The sequence below is a fragment of the Microcystis sp. M_QC_C_20170808_M3Col genome, from assembly GCF_007095505.1.
GTDB lineage: Bacteria > Cyanobacteriota > Cyanobacteriia > Cyanobacteriales > Microcystaceae > Microcystis.
Genome location: NZ_SFBY01000343.1, coordinates 1 through 9,568 on the forward strand (window position 1 = coordinate 1; position 9,568 = coordinate 9,568).

At 42.0% G+C, this 9,568-nt stretch carries 5 protein-coding genes and 3 pseudogenes; 4 read left to right on the plus strand and 4 right to left on the minus strand.

Features of this window, described 5'->3' with window-relative positions:
* From EWV84_RS15660 to EWV84_RS15670, 3 genes and pseudogenes are all read left to right on the plus strand, one after another.
* A pseudogene (locus tag EWV84_RS15660) lies at positions 1 to 309 on the plus strand (hypothetical protein); the annotation flags it as partial.
* Between the two features lie 99 nt (positions 310 to 408).
* Positions 409 to 638 (plus strand): annotated as a pseudogene (locus tag EWV84_RS15665) (hypothetical protein); the annotation flags it as partial.
* Between the two features lie 158 nt (positions 639 to 796).
* On the plus strand, positions 797 to 1,294 hold the full coding sequence (locus EWV84_RS15670) for a hypothetical protein (RefSeq protein WP_286824931.1): 498 nt from the start codon (positions 797 to 799) through the stop codon (positions 1,292 to 1,294).
* Positions 1,295 to 1,397: 103 nt separating this feature from the next.
* Here EWV84_RS15670 and EWV84_RS15675 read toward each other — a convergent pair whose 3' ends face one another.
* A complete protein-coding gene (locus EWV84_RS15675) occupies positions 1,398 to 3,287 on the minus strand; it encodes an ABC-F family ATP-binding cassette domain-containing protein (RefSeq protein ID WP_287078753.1) in 1,890 nt (629 codons plus the stop codon).
* Positions 3,288 to 3,477: 190 nt separating this feature from the next.
* Positions 3,478 to 5,151, minus strand: coding sequence for a chaperonin GroEL (groL, locus tag EWV84_RS15680; RefSeq protein WP_287078754.1), 1,674 nt, complete (start codon positions 5,149 to 5,151; stop codon positions 3,478 to 3,480).
* 265 nt (positions 5,152 to 5,416) lie between these two features.
* Here groL and EWV84_RS15685 point away from each other — a divergent pair, with 265 nt between their 5' ends.
* Positions 5,417 to 7,195: a hypothetical protein gene (locus EWV84_RS15685; RefSeq protein ID WP_287078755.1), complete on the plus strand. Its 1,779-nt coding sequence runs from the start codon at positions 5,417 to 5,419 to the stop codon at positions 7,193 to 7,195.
* 49 nt (positions 7,196 to 7,244) lie between these two features.
* Here the strand turns inward: EWV84_RS15685 and EWV84_RS15690 are convergent, their stop codons facing one another.
* Entirely contained in the window at positions 7,245 to 9,269 is a 2,025-nt protein-coding gene (locus EWV84_RS15690) for a potassium channel family protein (protein ID WP_287078757.1), read from the minus strand.
* Between the two features lie 105 nt (positions 9,270 to 9,374).
* A pseudogene (locus EWV84_RS15695) lies at positions 9,375 to 9,568 on the minus strand (SWIM zinc finger family protein); the annotation flags it as partial.

A 9,568-nucleotide genomic window follows, 5' to 3' on the forward strand; every position in this document is an offset into this window, starting at 1 on the left:
TTAGAGAGTAAAATCAAACAATTTGAGGAGGAAAGAACCATGCCTTTAATAAGTAATATGGAGTTACGAGCAATAGAACGCGGTAAGGAAATTGGTAAGGAAATTGGTAAGGAAATTGGAGCGTTAGAAAATGCTCGTGATTATATTAAAATGGTTTTAAAAACGCGATTGGGTTACATTCCAATAGAAATTGAGCAAGCTGTTGATAAAATTTCCGTATTATCGATTTTAGACGAGTTACTGAAATCGGCACTAACCGTTAATTCTTTTGACGAGTTGCAGCAATTTTTGGAACAATGGTCTCAATAATTTTCTTGATTAAATGAACTAAACAGAGGAAAGATGGTCAGAACTAGAAGCAAGTAGCAATCCCTTTTGCTATAATCGTGATGGCACAGATGAAAACGAGGACAAGTAATTATTACTGACACCTGACAAAGCGCAATTAATCGAACCTTACCCAATAATGTCGAAAACCTCAAACTAATTGGGACTAATAATATTAATGGTACATTGGCGATTCAGGCGATGATTTACTCACTGGTGGTAATGGTAGCGATAATTTTATCTTCAACAGTAGCAATTTGGGAATCGATGCGACCGCCGATTTCATTCCGGGCAGTGATAAAATAGTATTAAGTAAAGCCATCTTTACCGCCTGACAAAAAGATGAAGTATGCTTGGATTTGACATCATCTCTGGAAGACTAGCTAGGGTCTGCTGTTCCCTGTTCTCCAAAACCAGAGACTTCGTACCTCACCATTAGGATAACTGCTGTAACTGAAATAACCGACTAATGAAAAAGATGATATTGACTTTACTATTAGCTTGGCTTTTAGTTGCTAACATGAATAGCCAAGGGGTTTTAGCAGTGACGATCGATTTTCAATGGTTGGGAAATCAAGGCTATACAGCTAAAGGTTCTTTTAGTTATGATGCAAAAACGGCCCCGACTATCTTTTCGGAAAAAGGTTCGGGAAAAATGCGAGTTTTAGAAAATTTTCAAGTATCTTTTTATGATAACAGTGGTCAAGAGATCGCTAAATACGATAATGTCAGCGAGGGAATCTCCTCGGCTAATTATTTTCAGTTTAATTTTAATACCAAAACCGGTCAAGTTTTCGGCTCGATCGATCTGGGGGGTGAAGGGATGGGGGAAATCTATCTTCAAGGGGTGGTTAACGATAATTTGGCACTCTTGCGGGTGGAGTCGGTAGATCTGGTCATGGATGAGGATGATTCACCAGAAATTATCATAATAAATCCCTTGAGTATAGGCTACATATCAGGATAGGCAATAGGCAATAGGCAAAAGCGGGAATAGATAATCAGTCTTTAATAACTGGATTGAGTATCACTCAGTTTTGACTAAATTGATCGGGAAAATAGGGATTATCCTAGCCTAATTTTTCCGCTAATTCTAACCAGCGATCGGTTAAATTATCAATTTTTTGACTTAATTGAGCTAATTCTTCGGTAAGGTCGGTTATTTTAGTAAAATCTTCTAGGGGTTTTCCATAAAGTACCTGTTCAATTTCAGCTTTTTTGGCTTCTAAAATTGGTATTTGTTTCTCGATATCTTCGTATTCTTTTTTCTCTTTAAAAGAGATTTTCTTATTGACGGGTGACGGAGAAGCTTTAACAGTTTTTGGGGTGACTTTTTTTTCTTTTGGTTCCTCCTCCTCTTTTTTCTGATCGAGATAAAGGGAATAATTGCCTGGATATTGACGGATATTACCCCCCGTTTCAAAGGAAAAAATAGTATCAACTACTCGATCGAGAAAATAGCGATCATGGGAAACAACAATCACACAACCGTTAAAGTCCTCTAAATATTCTTCTAAAATTGCTAAAGTCTGCACATCGAGATCATTGGTGGGTTCATCTAAGATTAAAACATTAGGCGCACTCATCAAAACTCGTAGTAAAAATAAGCGTCGTCTTTCTCCTCCAGAAAGTTTATAAATTGGTGCATACTGTTGATCGGGAGGAAAGAGAAATTTTTCTAACATCTGGGAAGCGGTAATCACGCTGCCGTCTAGGGTTTTGACTAATTCGGCCACACTTTTCAGATATTCGATCACTCTTTGATTTTCATTGATATTGAGATCATCGGATTGTTGATCAAAGTAACCAATATGAATAGTGGAACCGATGTCAACTGTGCCTGAATCGGGGAGAATTTTCCCGGTAATAATATCCATGAGAGTAGATTTTCCTACCCCATTACTGCCAATAATACCGATGCGATCTTCGGGAGTAAAAATATAGGTAAAATCTTTAATTAAAGTGCGATCTCCGTAAGCTTTCGAGATATTTTCTAGTTCAATAACTTTTTTGCCGATGCGTCTTCCTGCGGTGGCAATATCGACTTTTCCCTCCACCTGTTTAAATTCCTTATTACCCATTGCCTGAATGCGATCGATGCGCGCTTTTTGTTTGGTACTGCGCGCTTTTGGTCCCCGGGATAACCATTCTAATTCCCGTCGTAAAACTCCTGCGTGTTTGCGTTGACTACTGGCGATCGATTCTTCCGCTAAAGCTTTTTTTTCTAGATAATAGGCATAATTACCGGAATAAGTAGATAAATCTCCCCGATCGATTTCAATGATGCGATTAGTCACTCGATCGAGAAAATAGCGATCATGAGTAATTAATAATAATCCTCCCCGAAAACGGGACAAATAACTCTGTAACCACTCCACGGAAAGCGCGTCTAAATGGTTTGTGGGTTCATCCATCAATAAACAGTCAGGATCGGCTAAAAGTGCGGTAGCGATGGCGATTCTTTTGCGATATCCCCCCGATAAATCGCCCACGCGAGCATTAAAATTATCGATACCCAGTTTACTTAAAATAACTTTAGCATTGGTTTCTAAATCCCAGGCCGCAAGTTTATCAATTTGTTGCGAAACCCTTGACAAACGTTCCATAATAGTATCCAGATTTTCTGGCTCATGGACAAGGCGATCGGACAATTCCTCGTATTCCTTGATTAAAGTCATACTTTCGCCACTATCGGCGAAAACCTGCTCTAAAACCGTTTTATCATCGTCTAGATCGGGTTGCTGGGGTAAATAGACGATTTTCATCCCGGAATTGATTTGAATTTCGCCACCATCGATCGCTTCCAATCCGGCGATCATTTTCAATAGGGTCGATTTTCCCGATCCATTCGTACCGATCAGGCCGACTTTATCGCGATCATCGAGACTAAAACTCGCATCTTTGAGAATTTCCTTGATACCGAAGTCTTTTTTGAGCGATCGAACCGTCAGCAGTGTCATGATTTGTGGGAATAATCCTTCTTTTCTAGTGTAATGTCTGGACTAATGCAAAGGATAGATTAAGCAGATTCTGCTGAAAAAGTTTTTCCCGGGGGAAAAAAACCTGTCCCTAATGCCGATGTTAACCAGAAAAGGGACAGATTGGCTCAATTGCATGAGATTATTTTCAAGGGCCAGAGGGCATCAGGAATTACATCATACCCATGCCGCCCATGCCACCCATGCCACCCATGCCGCCCATGCCGCCCATGCCGCCCATATCGGGGGATGCGGCTTCTTTAACGGGTTTTTCGACCACGAGGGCTTCCGTAGTTAAGACCATACCGGCGATGGAAGCGGCGTTTTGAACAGCTGACCGTACTACTTTAGCCGGATCGATAATTCCGGCGGCGATTAAGTCTTCGTACTTGCCGGTGAGGACATTGTAACCGATGCTAAAAGCGGTATCGCGCACACCTTCCACGATCACATCGCCTTCCACACCGGCGTTATTAGCCAACTGACGCAGGGGTGCTTCTAGGGCTTTGGCGACGATATCGGCGGCGACTTTTTCCTCATCGTTAGTCAAAGAAGCTTTGAAAGCCTTCACCTTAGAAGCCAGATGAATCAAGGTTGTGCCACCGCCCGGGACGATACCTTCTGCCACGGCGGCTTTGGTGGCATTGAGGGCATCTTCGATGCGGAGTTTGCGATCCTTGAGTTCGGTTTCTGTGGCTGCCCCGACTTTAATGACGGCCACACCGCCGGCTAATTTAGCGATGCGTTCCTGTAATTTTTCCTTATCGAATTCAGAATCGGTTTCTTCTAGCTGTTTTTTCAGTTGGGCGAGACGTTTCTGCACATCGGCTTTATTGCGGCTGTCCCCGGAGGCGACAATAATTGTATTGTCTTTTTCTAGGGTGATTTTTGCCGCTTGCCCTAGCAGATCGAGGCTAACCGTGTCAAGACTTAAGCCCACTTCTTCGGAAATCAGACGACCGCCGGTGAGAATGGCGATATCTTGTAAAACCGCCTTGCGACGTTCCCCGAAACTGGGGGCTTTGATAGCGACGACATTTAGGACTCCCCGGGCCTTGTTGACCACGAGAGTGGCTAAGGCTTCGCCGTCCACATCTTCAGCGATAATTAATAGGGGACGACCTTGACGGGCAACGGCTTCGAGGACGGGGACTAATTCAGCGATCGCACTGATTTTTTTATCGGTAATCAGGATCAGGGGGTTGTCGTACTCGACGATCTGTCTTTCTTGATCGGTGATGAAATAGGGAGAGATATAACCGCGATCGATCTGCATCCCTTCCACCACTTCTAATTCCGTGGTTAGGGATTTCGATTCTTCCACGGTGATTACGCCATCGGTGGTGACTTTTTCCATGGCGGCGGCGATCATTTTTCCCACTTCTTCGTCGTTGCCGGAAGAAACGGTGGCCACTTGAGCGATCGCATCTCCAGCGATCGGTTTAGCGACGGCGGCGATTTCCTCGACCAGATAGGCGATAGTTTTGTCTAGTCCGCGTCTTAAGGCGACGGGATTGGCCCCGGCGGTAACGTTTTTGAGACCTTCTTTAATTAAAGCTTGGGCGATGATGGTGGCGGTAGTGGTGCCATCTCCCGCTAAATCTTTGGTTTTTGAGGCTACTTCTTGAATTAATCTCGCTCCGGTGTTTTCGAGGGGATCGGACAATTCGATTTCTTTGGCGACGGTGATGCCGTCATTAACGATCTGGGGGGCGCCGTATTTCTTTTCTAACAAGACATTGCGTCCTTTCGGACCGAGGGTGATTTTTACTGCGTCGGCCAAGGCGTTGACACCTTTTTCTAGGGCGCGACGGGATTCATCTTTGAAGGCAATGATTTTGGACATAGTATCGCTGTTGTGATAGGACTCCTTATAGTTAATTTAGCACTCTTAGGGCTTGAGTGCTAACCCCGGCGTGCGGTTATTGAGGAGATAACGATGTTGAGGAGATAACGGTGTTATGTCCCTACGGCAGACTGAATTGAGTTAAAAAAATAGAAATTTATCAAGATTTATTAATAATTGCGGAAAATCAATGATAACTATTGTAGCATCGGGAAGCTAACAGAATTTTAGCCCATTTTCGCCTTTTTTTTGGGAGAAGACAACCATGATTAATCTGAATCCTGCTATCGAACAAAAAATTAATCAATTTATTCTGAAAGTTAAATTAGCTCACCAAAAAGAACCCACAAATATCACTCAAGAGACTCAGAATTTAAGAGATGAACTTATTCAAAAACTAGGTGAATTAACTTTTTCAGATTCTTTACCTAGCAGAGAAGAATTAGAAAAACAAATAATAGCTCATACAGATCAGCTTGTGGAGACAATCAACCTTTTATCTACTGGCAAAATTTCAGAAACTCCTCTTGATACTTTAAGGCAAGAAACTGATAGTTTAGTTGCAACAATTACGATTCTATTCGATGCTAATGCTAACGTTCCAAACTTGCCAAAACTTAAGGAAAAACTAACTGCTTGGCAAAGCAAAGTTAAAGATACTTTGGTTAAATTTTCTGCCACTGTGGAATTACAAAAGAAAAATGAGTCTTTGATTGCTGAACTGAAGAATAACTTAGACAAATATAGTTCAATTCCTGAAGTAGATGAACCCTTTGAAGAGTTAGTCAAGGAATTTAAAGATAATTTTGCACAACTACAAGAAGCAAGTGTTTTATTTCAAACTTTAGACGATTTAATCAATGAAATTAAAGCTAGAGATGAGGTGATCAAACTAAATAAAAGAATTGATATTTTACTGGGAAAAACCAAAGAACAAGTAGCGGGATTCCCTCCAGAATTGGATCGGGAAGTACAGGGAGAATTAGCCAAATTAATTAAAATACTAGGGATAGCGCAGGTAGAACTCATGAACATTTCAAAACCTTGTGATATCATGCAAGTCAAGTCGGTGGTAGATGCCGGGGAAATTGCGATTAAATCTTTAACAGGTCAACCTAATATTATTTTAGCACAAAAATTACGCTACGCTGCAACAACGGGATTAAGAAAAATCCAAAAAGGTTCTAGTAGTGTAGCAAACTTCAGAGATAATCTTTTCCATTCTATCAAAATACCCACAAAAGTTTTAATTGGATTAGTGTTAGCTCTCCCTTTGAATTGGTTTATTATTGACAAAACTCCAGTGAATGAATTACTTTCCTCTTTACCTCCAATTGTCCAACAACAACCCGATTCTCCAATTGACCCACAACAACCCGCTCCTGGAAATGCTTCATTTCCGCGCATAAGTGAAGAGGCAAAAAAATTTATAATTTTGATATTGATGACAGGCACTTTAGGGGGAGCAGTTAGTCTTCTAACTCGTTTGCAAGATTTTGATGATCCCAAAAATCAAAAATATGACGATGACTTCCTGCCATTGTTAATTGGTTTAACCAAACCCATTTTAGGGGGAAGTTTCGCTTTCTTTATTTTGCTAATTCTTAACTCTAACATTTTTCCCATAGATATTCGGCGTAGCACTGAAGATAAGGGGAATGACACCTATTTATATGGACTTTTGGCAATGGCTTTTGTGGCTGGATTTAGCGAACGTCTTATTCCCGATTTAATTAGTCAAGTAGAGAAAAAAGTAATTGTAGAAGCTAGTTCCACTGGACAGGGACTACCTCCAGCGATTTTGATCGCTCCGTCTAGCGCAGCTTTAGCATTAAATGGAATCCAAGAATTTACCATTAATCCCGTTGGTAACTACACCATCACAATCTCACCGCCAGAAAGCGGTAAAATTGATAAAAATACCACTGATGCCAAATTTACCTATACTGCACCCCCACAAGGAAATGCTGGGGATAAAATTACTATTACTGCCACTTCTGATTCTGGACAAACTGCCAAGGCTACGGTCACTTTAACTGCATAAAAAAGACCGAGAGAGCCTTCTAGTTTGACCAAAAAAGTATAACTCCCATTTACCCCGATTTCGGGTTAATGGGAATAGCCAGGGCTTGAACTTGAATTTTTTTCAACTCGGAAACTAATCGAATTGCCTGGTGTTCGTAGAGGGGAGCGCCCAGAGTCGCTGGCAAATTTTCCATGAGATCGCTGGCGGTTTTCAGGGGACAATTAGAAAAACGACTGATTACGGTGGGTGCTTCTGCGGCAATATTGCGATTAAAGGCTTTTTCCACCCGCACGCGCCAAGTTTTGGGAGTTCGACGACCCTGTTCCACCCGTCGCAGTCCGTTGATGGTGGCCAGCACCACAATGCGATCGCCAATGCGTAAGTTGAGATAATCTTCGGGCATTAATTTCGGGGCTTCCCGTCCCCGTTGGTGTAGGATCGGCACGACTCGATAACCGTAGGCAATATCGCCGATCGAGCTACCATTGAGAGTATCCCCAGCTTCGATCTCGTATTCGGTCACCAGAATCGTTTTTTGCGCCCAACGGAACAGATAGATGATATTTTCTCCGAAAGCGGCCCCCGTAAAGGCTTCTGCCGCCACGGTGTTGGTTCCTAAAATGTGAGATTGGGGCAGAATTTGACTTAATTGTTGACTAAGGGTATCGTCGGTGGTGCGGATGACTAAGTAGCTTTGGGGGTTGAGTTTGCGGGTGGTTAGGGCCACTTCTAAATTGAGGATTTCGTCATCGGTAACAATTGCTATACTTTTGGCCCTGTCTAAATTGACATTTTTTAAAGATTCTTCGATATTTCCCGTCATCAAGGGCATTTTTGGCAGCATAGTCACATCAAAATCCCTATTTAAGCTGACCCCGACAATCGCCTGTTTCATTTCTAGTAATAAATTAGCCACTTCTGTGCCGACTCGACCTAAGCCCACAATAACGATATGATTCTGTTGGGGAACTGGGGGACGGTTAGGGATAAATTGAAATCTTGATGATAATAAAGTTTCTGTCAAAATGGCGTAGAGAACCCCGATAAAAGCGGTTCCAGCTAAGGTTAAAAAGAGACTAAATAGCTGCATCCACCAGGGGACTGCATTTAAATCTTCGGGGTTAGAGGCACCGAAAACATCACCGTAACCACCTAATAAAAGAATCGCTGTTCCTGAAAGAGAGGAAATAAAGTAAGCTCTCGGAGCGTAGAGATGGAAAAGAAAAGTCCCGATAATTACTAGCAGGATAATGATAAATACTGACAGGAAAGCCACCCGGTGAATTTGCTGCTGAAAACTCAATTGCCAGAATTGTTGGATTTCTTTGAGCAATTTTTGCCAAAAATGCCGCAACTTCTGGCGAGAATTTGACGGTTTCTGGCGGGTAGCATCGATATTTTGATAGGTAGTTTCGATGGTGGTAATGGTATCACCTGCCCGGATAGTGGTGGTGGGGGACCATTGATAAAATCCAGCCGTTAAAGGTTCATCGGGGGCTGTGTGTGCTAACAGACGACGGGTGGGGGTATTTAAATCACCTAAAAAGCGATCAATCAAACCATCTTCGGGGCTAATTTGTCTCTGGATAATCCGCAATTTCTGACCGTCAAGATGCAAAAAACCGAGGGTTTCCGTGCCTAATGTGGCTAAAGCAAAGGCATTGGCGGGTAGTTGGGTGGGTTCATAGGCGATAAAATTGCCTAAACGTTCCTTGAGTAGCTCATTGAGATTATCTTTAGAAGAACGCACCACTAAGCGGGTAAGGGGATTTAATTGCCGAATAATTAGGGCAGTAGTGGCATTAATTCGCTCATCACTGGTGACAATTAAAGCAGCCCGACAGCGCTCGATTCCCGCTCTTGCTAAAATGTTTTTTTGACGACAATCACCGATAATTATTTCCTCTAATAAATCGGGAAAATCATTAATTTCCCAACTGGGAGGCTGTATTAGTTCGATACCGACAACGCTAACCCCAAACTCTTTTAAAGACTTGACGCAGTGTTGTCCAAGACTACCCAATCCACAAACTAAAAAGCGATCGGCTAACTTGACATTCCCATGGACAAAGCTGAGAGATTCTTGGTTCATAGATTCTGCTTGTCTTAAAAAATAGGATGTTTTTTCAAACTTTTAATCCACCCTTAATTTCCTCTTAATAAGGGGGGTATTAGACAATTTTAAACACCTACCTAATTATAACATACCAGCGTTTTTATTGCGTACCCGTTGATACATTTCTTCCATTACCTCGATAAAGGAAGTATCCTTATCCCAAAATGCAGGATAATCACCAGCTTTTTTAATGACAATTGCGGGAATAGTTGCCGCTTTAACTAACTGAGGATTTTCGGGTAAACGGTGATGAGAGTGCCAAAATTCTTTGAGAT